At 73.8% G+C, this 15,914-nt stretch carries 14 protein-coding genes and 1 pseudogene; 5 read left to right on the top strand and 10 right to left on the bottom strand.

Going from position 1 to position 15,914, the window contains the following annotated elements:
- Positions 1-35: 35 nt before the first annotated feature.
- Positions 36-491 (top strand): SRPBCC family protein, encoded by a 456-nt coding sequence (locus PUR61_RS36165; protein WP_329883795.1) that lies wholly within the window; start codon positions 36-38, stop codon positions 489-491.
- Positions 492-498: 7 nt separating this feature from the next.
- Here the strand turns inward: PUR61_RS36165 and PUR61_RS36170 are convergent, their stop codons facing one another.
- Complete coding sequence (locus PUR61_RS36170; RefSeq protein WP_443035301.1) at positions 499-1,110, bottom strand: WYL domain-containing protein; 612 nt, start codon at positions 1,108-1,110, stop codon at positions 499-501.
- Between the two features lie 125 nt (positions 1,111-1,235).
- Complete coding sequence (locus tag PUR61_RS36175; RefSeq protein ID WP_329883796.1) at positions 1,236-2,492, bottom strand: GNAT family N-acetyltransferase; 1,257 nt, start codon at positions 2,490-2,492, stop codon at positions 1,236-1,238.
- Between the two features lie 326 nt (positions 2,493-2,818).
- Here PUR61_RS36175 and PUR61_RS36180 point away from each other — a divergent pair.
- Positions 2,819-3,340: pseudogene (locus PUR61_RS36180) on the top strand (AraC family transcriptional regulator); the annotation flags it as partial.
- Positions 3,341-3,409: 69 nt separating this feature from the next.
- Here PUR61_RS36180 and PUR61_RS36185 read toward each other — a convergent pair.
- From PUR61_RS36185 to PUR61_RS36200, 4 genes are all read right to left on the bottom strand, one after another.
- Positions 3,410-7,717, bottom strand: coding sequence for an nSTAND1 domain-containing NTPase (locus PUR61_RS36185; RefSeq protein WP_329883797.1), 4,308 nt, complete (start codon positions 7,715-7,717; stop codon positions 3,410-3,412).
- A gap of 9 nt (positions 7,718-7,726) precedes the next feature.
- The gene (locus tag PUR61_RS36190) at positions 7,727-8,077 is read right to left on the bottom strand and encodes a CU044_2847 family protein (protein ID WP_329883798.1); all 351 of its coding nucleotides are present in this window, start codon (positions 8,075-8,077) and stop codon (positions 7,727-7,729) included.
- Positions 8,078-8,597: 520 nt separating this feature from the next.
- On the bottom strand, positions 8,598-9,344 hold the full coding sequence (locus tag PUR61_RS36195) for an SDR family oxidoreductase (RefSeq protein WP_329883799.1): 747 nt from the start codon (positions 9,342-9,344) through the stop codon (positions 8,598-8,600).
- Positions 9,345-9,547: 203 nt separating this feature from the next.
- The gene (locus PUR61_RS36200; protein WP_329883822.1) at positions 9,548-10,444 is read right to left on the bottom strand and encodes an RNA polymerase sigma-70 factor; all 897 of its coding nucleotides are present in this window, start codon (positions 10,442-10,444) and stop codon (positions 9,548-9,550) included.
- A 354-nt stretch (positions 10,445-10,798) separates the two neighbouring features.
- Between PUR61_RS36200 and PUR61_RS36205 the strand changes: the two genes are divergently transcribed.
- Positions 10,799-11,176 (top strand): cupin domain-containing protein, encoded by a 378-nt coding sequence (locus PUR61_RS36205; protein WP_329883823.1) that lies wholly within the window; start codon positions 10,799-10,801, stop codon positions 11,174-11,176.
- A 172-nt stretch (positions 11,177-11,348) separates the two neighbouring features.
- Here PUR61_RS36205 and PUR61_RS36210 read toward each other — a convergent pair whose 3' ends face one another.
- Positions 11,349-12,029 carry a hypothetical protein gene (locus PUR61_RS36210; RefSeq protein WP_329883800.1) on the bottom strand — a complete coding sequence of 227 codons (681 nt, stop codon included), beginning with the start codon at positions 12,027-12,029 and terminating at the stop codon, positions 11,349-11,351.
- Positions 12,030-12,342: 313 nt separating this feature from the next.
- Between PUR61_RS36210 and PUR61_RS36215 the strand changes: the two genes are divergently transcribed.
- The gene (locus tag PUR61_RS36215) at positions 12,343-12,732 is read left to right on the top strand and encodes a hypothetical protein (protein WP_329883802.1); all 390 of its coding nucleotides are present in this window, start codon (positions 12,343-12,345) and stop codon (positions 12,730-12,732) included.
- A 59-nt stretch (positions 12,733-12,791) separates the two neighbouring features.
- Here PUR61_RS36215 and PUR61_RS36220 read toward each other — a convergent pair whose 3' ends face one another.
- A complete protein-coding gene (locus PUR61_RS36220; RefSeq protein ID WP_329883803.1) occupies positions 12,792-13,328 on the bottom strand; it encodes a DUF6480 family protein in 537 nt (178 codons plus the stop codon).
- Positions 13,329-13,653: 325 nt separating this feature from the next.
- On the opposite strand from PUR61_RS36220, the gene PUR61_RS36225 reads away from it, so the two are divergent.
- Positions 13,654-14,622 (top strand): helix-turn-helix transcriptional regulator, encoded by a 969-nt coding sequence (locus tag PUR61_RS36225; RefSeq protein ID WP_329883804.1) that lies wholly within the window; start codon positions 13,654-13,656, stop codon positions 14,620-14,622.
- Between the two features lie 36 nt (positions 14,623-14,658).
- Here PUR61_RS36225 and PUR61_RS45625 read toward each other — a convergent pair whose 3' ends face one another.
- Both PUR61_RS45625 and PUR61_RS36235 read right to left on the bottom strand, forming a co-directional pair.
- Entirely contained in the window at positions 14,659-14,952 is a 294-nt protein-coding gene (locus tag PUR61_RS45625; RefSeq protein WP_443035302.1) for an STAS domain-containing protein, read from the bottom strand.
- Between the two features lie 705 nt (positions 14,953-15,657).
- Positions 15,658-15,891 (bottom strand): DUF6458 family protein, encoded by a 234-nt coding sequence (locus tag PUR61_RS36235; protein WP_329883806.1) that lies wholly within the window; start codon positions 15,889-15,891, stop codon positions 15,658-15,660.
- Positions 15,892-15,914: the final 23 nt, after the last annotated feature.

Here is a 15,914-nt window from a genome sequence, read left to right on the forward strand (position 1 = left end):
GGGCCGGCCGGGCGGGGCGGTGTGGAGGTGTGGCGATGAGCAGGGTGGAGGAGTCGATCGACGTGGACGTGCCGGTCCGCGTCGTCTATGAGCAGTGGGCGTCGTTCGAGGACTTCCCGCAGTTCATGGAGGGTGTGGAGGAGGTCAGGCAGCTGGACGACCGCCGTGCCTACTGGCGGGTGAGGATCGCCGGACTGCTTCGGGAGTTCGAGACCGAGATCGTCGAGCGGGCGCCGGACGAGCGGGTCGCCTGGCGTACCACCGGCGAAACCGTGAAGCACTCCGGCACGGTCGACTTCGAGTCGCTCGACACGAGCCGGACGCGGGTGAGGATGGTCATGGTCTTCCAGCCCAACGGGCTGGCCGAGAAGGCCGCCGACAAGCTGGGTGTGCTCGACCGGCAGGTGCGGGGAGACCTGCGTCGCTTCAAGGAGTTCATAGAGGATCACGGCGTCGAGGGTGGCCCCCGGCCGACGTCGGACAGCGCCTGACGCCCGGTCAGCGCCTGATGCCGGACCGCCGCGGGCCGGTCATGCGCGGGCCGGCCATGCGCGGTGCGGTCACGCGCGGGGCGGGCTCCGGCGGGGCGGAACGGGCGAGCCGTTCGGCCAGGGCTTCGACGAGTTCCCGGAGCTCGGCCGGGCGTTCGATGCTGAAGGGCCGGTCCGGCGAGGCGAGCGTGGCGGGCAGCCAGTCGAGCCGGTCCACGCGCAGGTCGACGCGGGACCAGCCGTCGGCCTGACGGTCCGCGTCGTCCGGGGTCGGCAGTTCCTCCACGATCGCGATGCCGGGCGGCAGCCGGGTGTGGACGTGGTCGGCCGTGGCCTGGACGTACAGGGTCACCCGATGCCGGTACGGGGCCGTGGCGAGCGACGTCAGGACGCGGTTCGCCGGGTCGGGTCCGGTGGGCGGTTCGAACGAGCCCGGCAGGGTCCGCACGTCCGTGATGCGGTCCAGCCGGAACGTCCGGTCCTGGCCGGTCGTGGGATCAGAAGCCGTCACGTACCACCTGCCCGCGTGGGCGACGAGCCCGTGGGGGTGCAGCGTGCGTTCGCTGCGGCGACCGTCCGCGGCGGTGTACCGGGCGGCGATCGGGCGGCGGTGGTTCACCGCGTCGGCGACCGGCAGCAGGACGCCGGATTCCGGGGCCGCCGCCTCCGATGGGGCGGGCCGCCCGGCCGTGGCCCGCCCGGCGGGCCGTGCGCGGGGTGGCGAGCGTGGGGCGGCGAGCGCGGTCAGAACCAGTGCAGGCAGTGCGGGGAGCGTTCGGCGCGGAAGAGGGCGTCGGCACGGGCAGCCGCGTCCGGGCGGTGGGCCCGGACGTGTCCGGCCCGCACGAGCGTACTCGGGGCGGTGCCGCCGAGGTAGACCGAGCCCAGGTCGCGCACGTCCAGGGACAGGTCGGGCTCCCGGTCCGTCGGGACGCAGACGGCCCTGCCGTCCCGGGCGGTCAGCAGGTAGCGGCCGTGCTCGCCGAGGAACGGGTCGTGGACGTCGAGGACGAGCTCGCCGTCCGCGAACCAGCCGCGCGCGGCCAGCGCACGCGGGACGTCCAGCAGCCGCACCCAGAGCCAGTCGGTGTCGCCGCTCACCTGGCCGGCGCGGAAGTCGGCGAGCTGCCAGCGCAGCGGGTGCTCGGGAGGGAAGTGCTTGAACACGACCTGGGTGACGAGGTCGTGCCCGAGCACGAACCGGGCCAGGGCCGTGTAGGCGGCGTCATCGGTGGCGACGGTCTCGTCGACCGTCAAGGTGTCGGGCTCGCCGAGCGCGTAGCTGGCGTACCCGTCCGCGACGCCGTCGGCGTTCCGGTGGACGGCGACGTGGCGCGGCGCCGCCGAGACCGGGGGCTGGCCCGCGCGCAGGGCCCACCAGCGGTGCGGCCGGGACAGTGCGCCGGGCTGGGCGCGGCGGTACCGGTCGTACACCTCCTCCAGGATCCCGCCGCACTCGGCGCGCCGCAGGAGCTCGACCGTGCCGGTGTCCGAGGCGGTACCCGAGGTGGTACCCGAGGTGTTCGCCGACGCGTCGGCCCGCCCGTGCGCCCGGGGGAGCGCGAGGGCGGCCCGGTGGCGCGGCACCGTCAGCCGCTGTGTGTAGGTGGCCGGCCCGTAGCCGAACCGGCCGTAGATCGGGGCCTCGGAGGCCAGCAGGACCGAGAGGAACTCCCCGCCTGCCCGCAACCCGGCGAGCTGATGCCGCATCATCGCGCCGAGCACGCCCTGGCGCCGGTGCGAGGGCAGGACGCCGACCGCGGTCACACCGGCGACCGGGACGAGGTGCGAACCGGGCAGGGTGAGTTCGAAGGCGTGCGTGGCGGCCGTGCCGACGGGCCGCCCGTCCTCCGCCAGGGCGAGCAGGCAGCGGTCCATGTCGATCGCCGACCACCAGAGCCCGCCGCCCTCGACCGGGGTCTCGGGGAAGCGTCCGAACGAGGCATGGACCGTGTCGACGAAGACGTCAAGGTCCTCGTCGCTCGTGGAACGAATCTCCATCGCCGCCGCCGCCTCCCCGGGATGCCGGGCACCACGAGCCGTGGTGCCCGGCCACAGTGCAGCGCCTATCCACCGCCGGGGCAAGCGAATTACGGCCTGCCCCCGGGGCTGGTCATATCATCATCTAGCGTCTAACGGGGGGAGCCCGAGCGGTCAGCCAGACCTTCAGCTCCGCGCACGCGGCTTGTCGCGCTCTTTCGGAGCCGGACCACCAAGTGAACATCCGGGTACCGGAGTCGAGATCCTCCCACCACCGGCGGGCGCTCTCGGTGAGGTGGTGACGGGCAGTCCCGTCAGTCCATCGAGCAAGCTGGGGGGTGACCGAGGAGCTCGGGGCGGGTTCGTCAATCGTGGTGGACGGCGCCGGGCGGCGGTAACGGGGAAGTCTCGTCGCCGGGCCCGGGTTCGGTTCCGGAGGCGCGGCCCGGGCGTGGGGCGAACACGTCGAGTGCGTCCAGGTCCGGCTGTCCCCCGTGGTCGCGGGCAGGGTCCTGGGCGCTTGCCCGGCCGATCTGGCCGGTTTCCTGGTCTCCCTCGACGAGGTGTGGGGCCGCGAGGCGTCACGGATTCGCGAGCAACTGGGCGAGATCCCGTCGTGGGAAGACCGCTTCGCGTGCACGGACGCGTTGCTCGCCCGCCGACTCGAAGGACGGTCGCCGGTGGACCCGGCGGTGGTGTGGGCCTGGGACCGGATCGTCGCCGGCCGGGGCCTCGTCCGGGTCGACCACCTGGCGGCCGAATACGACCAGTCCCACCTCCATCGGGACGTCATGGCGTTCACCGGCACGACCCCGGCCGCCGTGCTGGGCGAGCCGTTCCTGACGGTGGGCGACCGCGCCTGGCCGGCCGTGCAGCGCCCGTGTGGGGAGCGTGACGGATCCCCCGGGCCCGGCCGGTGCCCCGACGGGACGCGGGGGTCACTTCTCCGGTGCCGTGCAGGCGTCGGGGCGGCTGCCCGGCGGGAGGAGTCCACGTTCGGCCTCGGACAGTTCGCGGGCGGCGAGGTCGCACGCGCGTCGGCGCCAGGACTCCGGGTCCAGCGGCAGCACCTCCACGGACGAGCCCTCGGACCAGGCGAGCCGGCTGCCGTCCGCCGACCAGTCGCCCGTCGCCCCGTAGCCGGGGGAGAAGTGGTACAGCTCCGTGCCCTTGCCCACGTCCCAGAAGGTGAAGGAGTTGGCCGTGGCCACGGTGCTCAGCCGGGACGGGGTGGGGAAGCCGTTGAGCCACTGAACGCCTTGGTAGGCCAGTGTCCGCCACGTGTGCTTGTCCATGTCGCGGATCCTGAGGACCTCGTCGGTGGTGACCACGGCCAGCAGCCGGCCCGTCTGGTCGAAGGTCATCTGCCGGGGCGTGCCCTTCTCGGAGTCGAAGCTCTCGACGACCTTGCCCTCCTTGAAGTCCCAGATCTGGATCTCGTCTCCCCCCGAGCGGACGGCCGCCTGGTGGTGACCGGCGCGGGCCACACCGAAGACGGTGGAGGCCGCGGCCGACAGGTCGACCGGCTCCTGGACCGACGGCCGGTACGGCTTCCCGGCCTGCGCGCCGGACCGGAGGTCCCAACGGGACACGTAGGAGACGGCCGAGACCACGGCGTGGTCGTCGCCGTCGAACCAGACGTTGACCCAGGCCGGGGTCCGGCCCGTGCGGGGATCGACGCCCGCCGGATCGATCCCCGGGGGAGCGGGCAGCACCAGGCGGCGCACCTCGGCGAGTTCGGTGCCGGGGCCGGTGCCGGGCGGCCTCAGGTCCCAGACGAGGACACCGAGGCCGTCGGTCGTGACGGTCAGCAGCCGCCTGCCGTCGGGGCTGAACATCGGGTAGCTGCGCGCGAGTGGGGCGGAGGGGTGCAGGGCCGCGAGCTGGCGGCGTGTCTTCAGGTCCCACAGGCGCAGGGTCCTGCCGTCCGCGTCGACACTGGCGACACGGTCGTGGTCCACGTCCACGGTGCGGATCAGGCTCGTGAGCATGGCACTGTCGAAGCCGGTGGGCGCGGGCACCCGGGCGACGACGACCGTGCCGCCCGCGCTGACCGCGACCTTCATCGCGTCGGGGGGACCGGCGAGGCTCACGGCCGGCAGCGCGGTCGAGCCCGCGACGAACTCGTCCTGCTGTGCGGGGGCGGGCAGATCGAGCGTGGCGGGCAGTCCCTCCTGGAGGTCCAGCACCAGGAACCGGTACCGGCCCAGGCCGGCCCCGAACCGTTGCGCGGGGTTGAGCAGGAAGCGTCCCGTCCGGTCGAGCCGGGGCACGTACAGCGGGCAGACCAGGCCCAGTTGGCTGGTGCTGTACTGCTTCTTCACCCTCGGCTGCCCGGTCAGGTCCCAGGCCTGGAGGACTCCGTTGGCGGTGCACCGCACGAGGGTGGAGCCGTCCGCGCTGACCGTGACCTGCCCGACTTCCTGGCTGCCCCAGGTCTCCTCGTCCCGGAGGCCGCCGGACAGCTGCCAGCGCACCAGCTTGCCGTTCGCGCCGGCGGCTGCGCCCTCCGGGACGATCCGGCCGATGACGGTGGCACCGTCCGGGCCGAACCAGGCGTGCGAGGCGTTCCAGCCGGCCGGGGGTACGAGGGTGTCGCCGACCCGCGATCCCGTGGCCGTCTCCCACACCGAGACCCCTTCACCGGGGACGGCTGCGAGCAGCCGCTGCCCCGGGGCGTCGAAGCGGATGTCCGAGGCCGCCCGCGCGTTGTCGCGGGCCTGCGCGGTGTCCCGCAGCTTCACCGTCCGCCAGCTGCCGTCGGTCTGACGGGTGCCCGCCGTGACGAGACCGTAGGGGGTGGAGGTCGCGACGGTGCGGCCGTCGGCCGAGGCCGTGACCAGCCGGACGACCCCCGTTCGGATCTGTGAGAGGTGCGGCGATCCGGTGGTGAGGTCCACCCCCAGGAGGTCGCCGGAGTGGAGGCCGACGGTGACGTGCTTGCCGTCCTCGCTGATGAACGTGTCCCGGACCTCGCCCTTGCCCTCCAGCACGATCTGCTCGACGTGCCGCATGCGGACGTACTGCTCGAACAGGGCCGTCTGTGCCTCGGGGGCCGGGTCCGTGCGGTACGCGGCGGCGCTCACCAGGGCCGAGGTGGTGAGCGACACGTCGTCGAGCCGGCCCGCGAGTTGCGCGAGCTGCGGGGAGGCGGCCCGCCGCAGGTCCTCGCCGAGCTTGTCGTTGGCCCCGTAGAACATCCAGCAGAAGGTGCCGGCGACGACCAGCAGGGCGCTCAGGAGGCAGATCACCGCCTTCCTGCGCCGCTTGGCCCAGCGGGCCTGGGAGGCCTCCTCGGTGCGCCGGGCCAGGCTTGCCTCGTAGAACTCCCTCTCGGGAATCGAGAGTTCGCTCATGCGGGCCCGGACCTGGGCGACGGCGGTGTCGAGCGGTGCGCCCGTCAGGAGCTGGTCCCGGGCCTGGTCCAGCTCGCGCCAGCGGTCGAGGTCGTGGCGGAAGCCGGCGCGCCAGGTGAGGAACTCCCGGTCCTGCGCCACCTGGTGGGCCAGGGTGGGCCAGGCGCCGATGAGCGCCTCGTGGGCCAGCTCGACGGTCTGGCCGCGCTCCGGATCCCCGCCGACGACCAGGATCCGCCGCTCCGCGAGCCGACTGGCGATCCGCCACCGCCCCTCCCCGGCCTCGGCCCGGCTCAGCACCCCGCGCAGCGGCGCCTCGCCTCCCGGCATCAGCCTGACCAGCGCCGTGAGCAGCCGCATGGCCTCCTCCCGGTCGACCTCCGCGATGCCGTCCCGCCAGGCGGCCTCCGCGTGGCGGCCCAGGGCGCCGCGAACCCCGCCGATCTCCTCGTACGCGGTGAACCTCAGGCGGCCCAGGGCCCGTTCGTCCCACAGTCGCGCCAGGACGAAGCCCAGCAGGGGCAGGACACCGGGCCCGGTGCCGGCGTCGTCGAGCATCCGGGCGACCAGCCCGGGGTCGTACGAGAAGGCGGGGATGCGGGCCAGTGGCCGCAGGATCACCTCGGACATCTGGGCACGGGACATCGGCAGCAGCGGCCGGACGGCGGCCCGGTCCAGGGCCGGTCCCAGCACGGGGTGCGAGAGCGCCGCCTCCATGAAGTCGGCCCGGAGGGTGACGAGTACGCGCAGCCCCGGGGGGCGCGGCTCGGGGAAGAGCAGTCCCACGGTGAGGTCGTCCGCGCGCCGGGGGTCGGGCAGGACCGCCTCGGCCTGGTCGAGGACGACGAGAAGGCGTTGGGCGCGCTCGCCCAGCGCGAGCCGGGCGGTGACCGGCAGGCCGTGGCGGATCAGGGACTCCTCCAGGTACCGCGGCCCCGCCGGTCCGGCGCGCAGCTCCGGCCGGGCCAGCCGGGCGAGTTCCGCGGCGAGGGCGGTGCGTACGGGGATCCCGTCGGCGGCGCGCACCACGAGTACTTCGTAGCCCCGCGCACGCATCCGCGGCGCCACTCCGGCCAGGGCCAGGGAGGACTTCCCGCAGCCCGAGGGGCCGACGACGGCCACGCAGGTCCGCGGGCCGGAGTCGAGGAGGGCGGTCACGTCCGCCACCTCGCCGTCGCGGCCGAAGTACACCTCGGCGTCCGCCTCCTGATAGGTGCCCAGGCCCCGGAAGGGGGAGGCGGGGGTGAGGACGGCAGCGAGCGGCGGGACCTCCGCGATCAGGGTCTGCGTGGGGATCATGAAGCTCTGCCGGGCTCCGGATAGCTGGGCGGCCACGACCATCCCGACGACGGCCCCGGCCTGTTCGTCCCAGACGGGGCTGCCGCTGAAGCCCTTGTCCACGCTGACGCCCTGCTGGTCGGCGCCCGAGAGCTGCACCCACCCCTCGGCGGTCGCGCCGCGCAGCCGCCCGGCGTGCCACACGCCGCCGGGGGAGACGGCGGGGAATCCCGCCACCCGTACGGGGTGCTGCCACACGCTCGCAGGCGAGGCCATGGCCAGCGGGGTCGCGCCGGGGATCGGTGCCGCCAGTCGCAGGACGGCGATGTCCCCGGTGCCGTCGGCCCGCAACGGGACCCAGTACGTCACTCCCGCCCCGGCCCGGCCGGCAGCGCCGGACAGGGGCCGGTCCAGGGTCAGGGTGCCCTGCGGCTCCCGGACCTGCGTGCGCGGCAGGCCCAGGGCGTCGGCGACGACATGGGCACAGGTCACGGCCAGGTCCGGGGCCACGAGGAACCCGACGCCGCCGACCGTTCCGTCGGGGCCCGTGACGCGGACGATGGCGGAGCCCAGCGCGGCGTCCGCGTTCGCGGACCCGCTCGCGACGGTCATCCCGGCCCCTTACGGAGTGTCGAGCGGCGCCGGGGAGTTCCAGGTCAGGGTCACCGAGAAGTTGGCCTCGGTGGCGGTGCTCGCGATCACGATGTCCGCCTCGGCCGACAGGGAGACCCCGAACTCCAGCGTGATCTCGTCCGGCCGGTGGACGAGACCGCCCAGCCGGCTCACGAAGCTGTCCGCGACCGGCCGGATACCGTCCAGCATCTCCCCGAAGGAGCGCGACGCCCGCGCGACGGCGCCACCGCCGCGCCCGACCCTCGCCAGCGACTCGTCCACCTCGCGGATCTGCACGCGCAGCACCCCGTCGGTACCGTCCCCCAGTGGGACTTCGACCGTACGCACCTCGGTACCCATGCTCCGACCACCTTCCCCCGTTGTCCGGTTTCCCGGTTTCCCGGCAACTTTCCCATGACCATGGGGAGTTGCGGCAAGACCGCGAGCGATGTGCGCGGGGATGGCCGAATCGGAACCACCGGGAGGCGGACCGCGACCGTCCTCCCGCCACCGCCCACCGCCCCCCGCTCACCGCGCAGTTACCAGGGGCCGACGCGTCGACCTCGGTCGGAGCCGGGGTCGAGAACCGGCAGGTACCGTCCCACCGGGGCCGGCCCCTGGGCGCGTGGGTGCTCGGCGGGGCCTGGGTCCTCGAACCGTCCGGCTTCCCGCGCGGCCTGATTCCGGCCGGGCTGCTCCTCATCGCGGGGCGCATCGGGTGCGCCGAGCGAGGAGCCGGCCGCACCGCGGCCCGAGACCGGCAGCCCCTGGGTGCCGACCGGTGGGCGGCGTCCGCCCGGAGTCCGTCCGGCGGTCGGCGTGGCTGGGCCGGGGTGGCCGGGCCGGGGTGGCCCTCGCGACAGGGCCACCCCGAGCGGACTCAGCCCTGCTGCGCGAGCCAGTCGGTGTAGCGGGTCTCCGCGAGGCGGGCGTCGGGGCCCGGGAGGAGGGTGGCCTCCTGAAGCCGGGCGCCGAAGTAGGGGGCGGCCGGGTCCGCCACGACCGTGCGCGGGTCACCCTTGTCCGCGAGCCCCTTGCGGATGAGCTCGTCCAGCCGGAACGCCTCGGGTCCGGCCACCTCCACGATGCCGTTGACGGGGCTGCCGACGGCCGTGCGGCCCACGGCGGCGGCCACGTCGTCGGAGTGGATGGGCTGGATCCTCACGGGGGCCAGGCGCACGGTGTCGCCGTCGGTCGCCGCATCCGCGATGCCCTTCATGAACTCGAAGAACTGCGTCGCGTGGACGATGGAGTACGGGACCCCACCGGCTGTGATCAGCTCCTCCTGCGCCTGCTTGGCACGGAAGTAGCCGCTCTCCTGGAGCAGCCGGGTGCCGACCACGGACAGTGCGACGTGGTGGGTCACGCCGGCGTTCGCCTCGGCCTTCAGGAGGTTGGCGGTCGAGGTGCGGAAGAACCTCAGGACGGCCTCGTCCTCGAACGAGGGGGAGTTCGACACGTCGACCACGACCGAGGCGCCCTCCAGGACCTCGGCGAGGCCCTCGCCCGTCAGTGTGTCGACGCCGGTGTTGGGCGCGGCCGCCACCGCCTCGTGGCCGTGTTCGCCGAGCCTGGCGACCAGCTTCGAGCCGATGAGTCCGGTGCCACCGATCACTACGACCTTCATGGGGGTGATCCTCTCGCGGAGATCCTTCTGACCTGTCCGGGGCGGTCCGATCGGCCGCTCGCGCGCACCGGCCGGTCCCGCCCCACACGGGTAGACCGGACGGCCGGCTGATCTGTGACGCGGCACCCGGGTGAATCTCCGGAATCCCCCGGGGAGCGCAGCGCGGCCGGTCACCGCGACCGCGACGCGCGCCCCGGGGGACCTCAGCCGTCCAGGGACGCCACGAAGGGCGACACCTTGGCCGGGTTCATCAACCACATGATCGTCTCGATCCCCTCGGTGGACACGTCCACGCAGAGGAGGGCCGTGGTGGCCCCGGCCGACGATATGAGAACGGCAGGCCGGCCGTTGGCCTCGACCCACCGGAGTTCCGTTCCGGGCCAGAACCGCGGGGCGAAGGCCACCAGGTACCTGGCCACGGGGAGACGCCCGACGACCGGGATCCTGGACGCGCCGCGCGTTCCTCCGCCGTCGGAGTAGCTGACGACGTCCGCGGCCAGCACCTTCTCCAGCACCGCGAGGTCGCCCGTCTGCGCGGCGCTGAGGAACACCTCCAGGAGGCGCCGGTGCTCGGCGGAGCTGACACGCTCCCGGCGTGCGGCGGCCAGGTGCTTGCGCGCCCGGCTCACCAGCTGACGGGTGTTGGCCTCACTGGTCTCCAGGATGTCCGCGATCTGCCGGTAGGGGTAGTCGAAGGCCTCCCGGAGGACGTAGGCCGCCCGCTCGACCGGGTTCAGCCTCTCCAGGAGCCGGAGGACGGCCAGTTCGAGCGCCTCGGCCCGCTCGGCTCCCACCTGGGGATCCGCGCCGGTGTTGACCGGCTCGGGCAGCCACGGACCGACGTACGACTCGCGCCGGACCCGGGCGGACTGGGCGAAGTTGATGGCCAGACGGGTGGTGACGGTGGCCAGGAACGCGGCGGGTTCGAGGATCTCCGCGCGGTCGGTGTTCTGCCACCGCACCCATGCTTCCTGGACGATGTCCTCGGCCTCGACCGTGCTGCCGAGCACCCGGTAGACGATGCCGAAGAGTCGCGGGCGTATCGCGAGGAAGTCCTTCGCCGCCCGGTCGAGCGAATTGGCGTCGGCGCCGGCGTCCATGATCGTCCCTTCCAGCCGTGAGGGCCTCATGGTACAAGCCGTTCGAGTACGGTGCGCACGCGGTCGGGAGAGATCGTCCTGAGGGTCGGTCCGAGCTGAAACCCCCTGTGGTCAGCGGTCGTTCGCGACCTGCGGACGTCCGTGTCACAACGCCGGGGAGTGTCCGGTCATTGTCGTCGAACGGCTGGGGAGCGCGGCGGCCGGGCCTCCGCCGGACGGTGCGCCGCCCCCCGGAACGGTGAACCGACGGAGGGGTACGAGGCAATGACGGTCAAGGACACGGCGCACGGGCACGGGCACGCGAACGGAGCCGACCACGGTGGCGCGTCGGAGGGTTGGACGAGGGCGGCGACGATGCTGCAGGACGCCTCGCCGATCACGGTCCCCGAGGGGGCCTCGGCGATGACCGTCCACATCGAGTGGGCACCCGGCGACCCCGGCACTCCGCCGCACCGCCATTCGGGGCCGGCCTTCGGGTACGTCGTCGAAGGCGCCGTCCGCTTCGAACTCGAAGGCGAGCCCGAGCGGGTGGTCGAGGCCGGCGGCACGTTCTGGGAGCCGGGCGGTGACGTGATCCATTACCAGGACGGCAACGCGCTGACGGACGCCCGGACCCGGTTCGTGGTGACGATGATGTGCGCGCCGGGCAAGCCCATGCTCGAACTGGTCGACCAGGACGAGCTGGAGAAGCGCGTGCACCTGCGTGCGCCCCGGCCGACCGGGGACCGCTGACCGGTCGGCGTGCCGCGACCGTCGGCCCGCTGGTCCGTCGGCCAGCCGTGACCGCCCCGCGCGACGTCGGGCCGGCGCTGCGAGGGCCCCGGCAGCATCCGCGCCCGACGGTTCGCCGTCGTCGTGGCGGAGGGGGGAGCCGCCGACACGGGAGCGGGCCGGTGAGCGGGAGTCAGCCGGCGGTCCGCGAGGGCGGGGTGTCCCCGGAACCACCTGCGAGGGGGATGTCCGCGACCGGTTCCCAGGAGAGTTCCCAGGCCGACTCGCCGTCCGGCCGGGGGGACAGGCGGAACTGCACGTCGAGCAGGCGGAGGCCGGTGAAGCGGAGGCGCGCGTGGCTCGGTGCCAGGCTCCGCAGCGCCGTCTGCAACGCGTCGGAGGACGCCTCGGCCCAGGCGTAGCCGAGCGAGATGTGGTGTCGGCCGCCGTTGTGGAGCAGTGCGCCGGGCCCGCGGACTTCGCGGATCGCGTCGCGGACCCGCTCGCGCAGCTCGACGAGCCCGTCGTCGGGGGCCAGGTCCAGGAACGCGCCGAAGCGGTTGGCGATCGGGGAGCCGGCCGTGACCTCCAGCGGGCCCGTGGCGGCCACGTGCCTGTGCAGGGCGGCGACGAGGTCGTCGCGCTCGTCGGCCGTGATCCTGTCCGCGGTGGTGTCGGCGATCATCTCGACGGTGCAGTGCAGCGTGTCGTCACCGATCGGGGTGATCGGGTAGGAGCTCATCTCGCTTCGGCACGCGCCGACCAGGCGGGCCAGCGGGCGGTTGCTCCACACGTCCGGGACGGCGTAGACGTGCAGGACGCGGGCGCCGTCGGGCCACGGCGCGCCCTGGAACCTCGGAACGAACTTCTCCACGATCACGACTCCTCGGCATCGGCATCGGCATCGGTGTCGGCGGAGTCGAAGTCGGTCGGTGGAACCCGGTGCCGGGACCTCCCAGGGGCCGCCGAGAGGCTCCGACGCCAGGGTGTCCAGTCTGCCGTGGAGGGCGGGGCGGCACCTCCGGTTTCGTGATTTCCGGCGGCCACCCCCGGTCCGGAGGCTCCGCGCCCGCAGGTGCCGACCGGCCGGCTGGTCGGCCGAGGTCGGAAAATCGCACCGGAAGTCGATCACACGCGAGACTTTCGGAGACAGCCCCTCGCCACGGCCCCTCGCGACAGTGGTCCCCATGCACGAAACGACGACCAAGCGACGCAACGGCTGCCTGATCGGCTGTGGGGTGATCGGGGTGCTCCTCCTCGTTCTCCTCGCCCTCGGAGGCTGGCTGCTCTACAGCAACTACCGCGACGGTTTCATCGAGGGGAAGGAGTACGACGCCGTCCAGGTCGGCACCCCGGAGGCGGACGTCCGCCGCGAACTGCCGGACGGCGAAAGCTTTTTCACCAGGATCCTCGCCGAGGACCTGAGCAGGGGCGAACCGGCCGTGCCCGAGGGTTCCGGGTGCCTGCGCCTGCTCTCCACGGAATCCGCAGAGCGGAACGACGACGTGATCGTCTTCCGGTTCTGCTTCCGCAACGGCACTCTGGCGGAGAAGACCTCGTACACCGTTCGGGGCTGACGCCGCATCAGGCCGTTCCGGCGCCCCGGGCGGTGCGCGACCGGTGCCACACGCCCTCCTCACCAACCCGCGATCCGGGCGACGAAGAAGAGCACGACGCAAACCACGAAGACCGCGACCACCATGATCGGCCACGGGCCCCACGCCCGGCGCAACTCCGGAGACTCCGGGGTGGAGATGCCGGCGGTGGTGCTGCTCTCCGCGGGCGGCGTCTCCTGGGGAGTCGGGCCGGCGGCCGGCCGGGCGGTGTCGTCGCCCGACCGTGCGGCGGCCGCGGCGGAAGCGGCTCCGCCCCGGACCCGCCCGCCGTCGGCCCCGGTCCCGTGGCGCTCCAGGAAGGCGAGTGTCGACAGGAGGTCGAGTTCCTCGCCCGGCCCGGCAGGCCCGTGGACACGGGTGAAGAGGAATCTGCCGTCGTCCGAGAAGAACGACTCCACGGCGAGGCCGGACCGCGCGAACCGGAGGGTCCTCCGTGGTCGTGGAGCGGCGTCCTCCACCGACCATCCGAGGGCCGCGGCCCTCGCGTGCAGATCGGGTCGCTCCAGGCTCCCGGGCGTCCGCGAACCCCGGGGCGTCTGCGAACCTGCTGTCGCCATGATCGGCCTCCCGTCCCGTGGGCGGGCTGCGCCGTCCACGTCACCCGGCACGTCTACCCGAATGTATGCGAACCAATCGTGCGGGGGAGTTCTGCCGCCGCCGGCCCGCCCGACCGCCGGCCCGACCGCCGGCCCGACCGCCGGACCGCCCGCCGGCCCGCCCGCCCGGGTGCGCCGTCGCCGCTGACGAGGGCGCTGATCTGCGCGTCCGCCCCGTGGCTTCCGCCGGACCCCGGAGGTGCCCCGCCGGGTTCGGGCCGTACCCTGCCGGAGCGGGCGTAGCGCGTACTTCACCCGGACGCGGTGGGTGCGAGAGAGTGGGCACATGGACAGCTTGGACTTTCGCAGTGGCAACCTGGACGCTACGGAAGCCTTCCTCTCATCCGCGTACACGCCGATGCGGATCGGGGGGTCGGTGAGCGACGCCCGGGTGCGGATCAGCCGGCGAGCGATGGGGTCGCTGAGCGTGGACCGCCTCGTGCTCGGCTACGACATGCGGTACGACGCCGGCAGCCTCGGAAAGGTCTGCCTGATCAGCATGCACGCCGGTACGCTCGTGGACCGGACCGGTGGCCGCGAGACGGTGTTCGGCCCGGGGGAGACGTTTCTCCTTGCCCAGCCCGACCTTCCGTACCAGGGAGAGGTGCGGGCGGCGCGCTACACCATCGCGATGTTCGACACCGTCCTGCTGGACCGTATGGCCGTCGCCGGCGGGACGGCCGGGCCGGGGCCGGTGAGGCTGACGGCCCCCAGGGCGACCACCGCTGACGGGAACGACCGGCTCACCGCCGCGGTCCTCTACCTGCGGGACGCCGTGCTGAACGATGCGGGGTCCTCCCCGGGCGCCCTGGTCGTCTCCACCGCGGCGCACCACCTGGCCGCAGCCGTGCTGTCCGCGCTGCCCCACACCGCCAGGACCGCGCCCGCTCGCGTCGACACCCGCGACGCCGGCAGCGGCACGCTCCGACGGGCGGTCGCGTTCATCGACGACAACGCCCACCGCGACCTCACGCTCGCGGACATCGCGACCGCCGCCAGGGTCACCCCGCGCGCACTGCAGTACGCGTTCCGTCGCCACGCCGGGACCACACCCCTCGGCCATCTGCGCCGGGTCCGCCTGGAGCGGGCGCACGCGGACCTCGCGGCAGCGGACCCGTGCGACGGTGCGACCGTCACGGAGATCGCCATGCGCTGGGGGTTCGCCCACCCGGGCCGCTTCGCCGACATGTACCGCAGGGCGTACGGCCGGGCGCCCTCGCTCACGCTCCACGGGGACCGTACCGGCCGACGATGACTGCGGGCCGGGAGCCGCTTCGCGGCGAGCGGCCGGTCAGGACGGCGTGGGCTCGGTGGCGGGCCGCACCCCCAGGAGGGCGCTCGTCTCCGTCAGGTGCAGCAGTCTGCGCAGCTGGTCCCGAGGCGAGGCCACCTGGAAGGTGACGCCCAGGCCGGCGGCGGTCAGCCGGCCTCGGAGGAGTTCGTTGAGTCCGGCCGACGCGCAGAAGCTCAGCTCCCCGCAGTCGACGACGAGGGTCGTCGGCAAGGGGGTGGCACCGAACTCGTCCTCCAGGGCGGCGCGCAGGACGGCGGCCGTGTCCATGTCGGCATACCCGTCCAGTGCCACCTGCCGTACACCGGGCGCGGTTTGACGGCGGGTGATGCGAAGTCCGGATTCCACTGCTGCCTTTTCCTGAACACGGCCGAGGCTTGCTCCGCCCCACTGTGCCGTGCCCCGGCGCTCCTCGCAGCACCGGGAACGAAGCCGGCCGGCCCCGAGGCCGGCCGGAAAACGAAACCGGGGCCCCGGGCCGCTGCGTCCGGTGGGTACGGGTGCCGTCGAGGTATCCCGGCGCACCCGGCTCCGCGGCCCGGGACCGGGCGTCGCGGCGTGCGGCGGGTTCAGAGGCGTGCGGCGGGTTCAGAGGGGCCCCGCAAACCCGGGGCGATCGAGTGGCGCCGCGCGGTGGCCCCCGTCGAAGCACGCCGGTCCGACTGCGGCGCGGGCAGGTCGGGGCAGGGGCGGCGCGATCCGAGTCCGCCGTTCCGGGGACGACGTGGACGGACCGGCTCGAACGCGGGCGCTGAGCGGGTGGCCGTGAGGACCCGCGCACGGCGCCGGCCGCCACCCCACCGCGAACAGCGGCGTGGTGGCGGCCGTGGAGGGCCTGCTCCCTACGGTGGGGCACGGCTGCGGAGGCACCGGGTAAGGGGCCCGGTCCCACGCGGCCCGCACGGGCCACGGGGCGGCGGCCCGGTCCACTGCGGACCGGGCCGCCGAAGGGGTGCGCCGTCAACCGTCGGCTTGCCCAGATGTCCCGGAACCGCGGGTTCAGGGACCGTCGAAGTAGCGTCGCTCCTCGACCATGGGCTCCTGGACCACGCGCGAGCCGCCGAGCGCCCGCCGGCGGCGCAGCGCCCGGGCGTAGACCGCGATTCCGAGCAGTCCGGCGACCATCAGGATGATGCCGACCACGTCCACGTTCACACCGGAGAGCTCCCAGTCGACGGCGAACGTGAGGATGGCGCCGGCCGCGAACAGGATGATGCATCCGCCGATTCCCACAGGTCTGTCCTTTCTCCGAGCTG

The sequence above is a fragment of the Streptomyces sp. BE20 genome (genome assembly GCF_036322525.1).
GTDB lineage: Bacteria > Actinomycetota > Actinomycetes > Streptomycetales > Streptomycetaceae > Kitasatospora.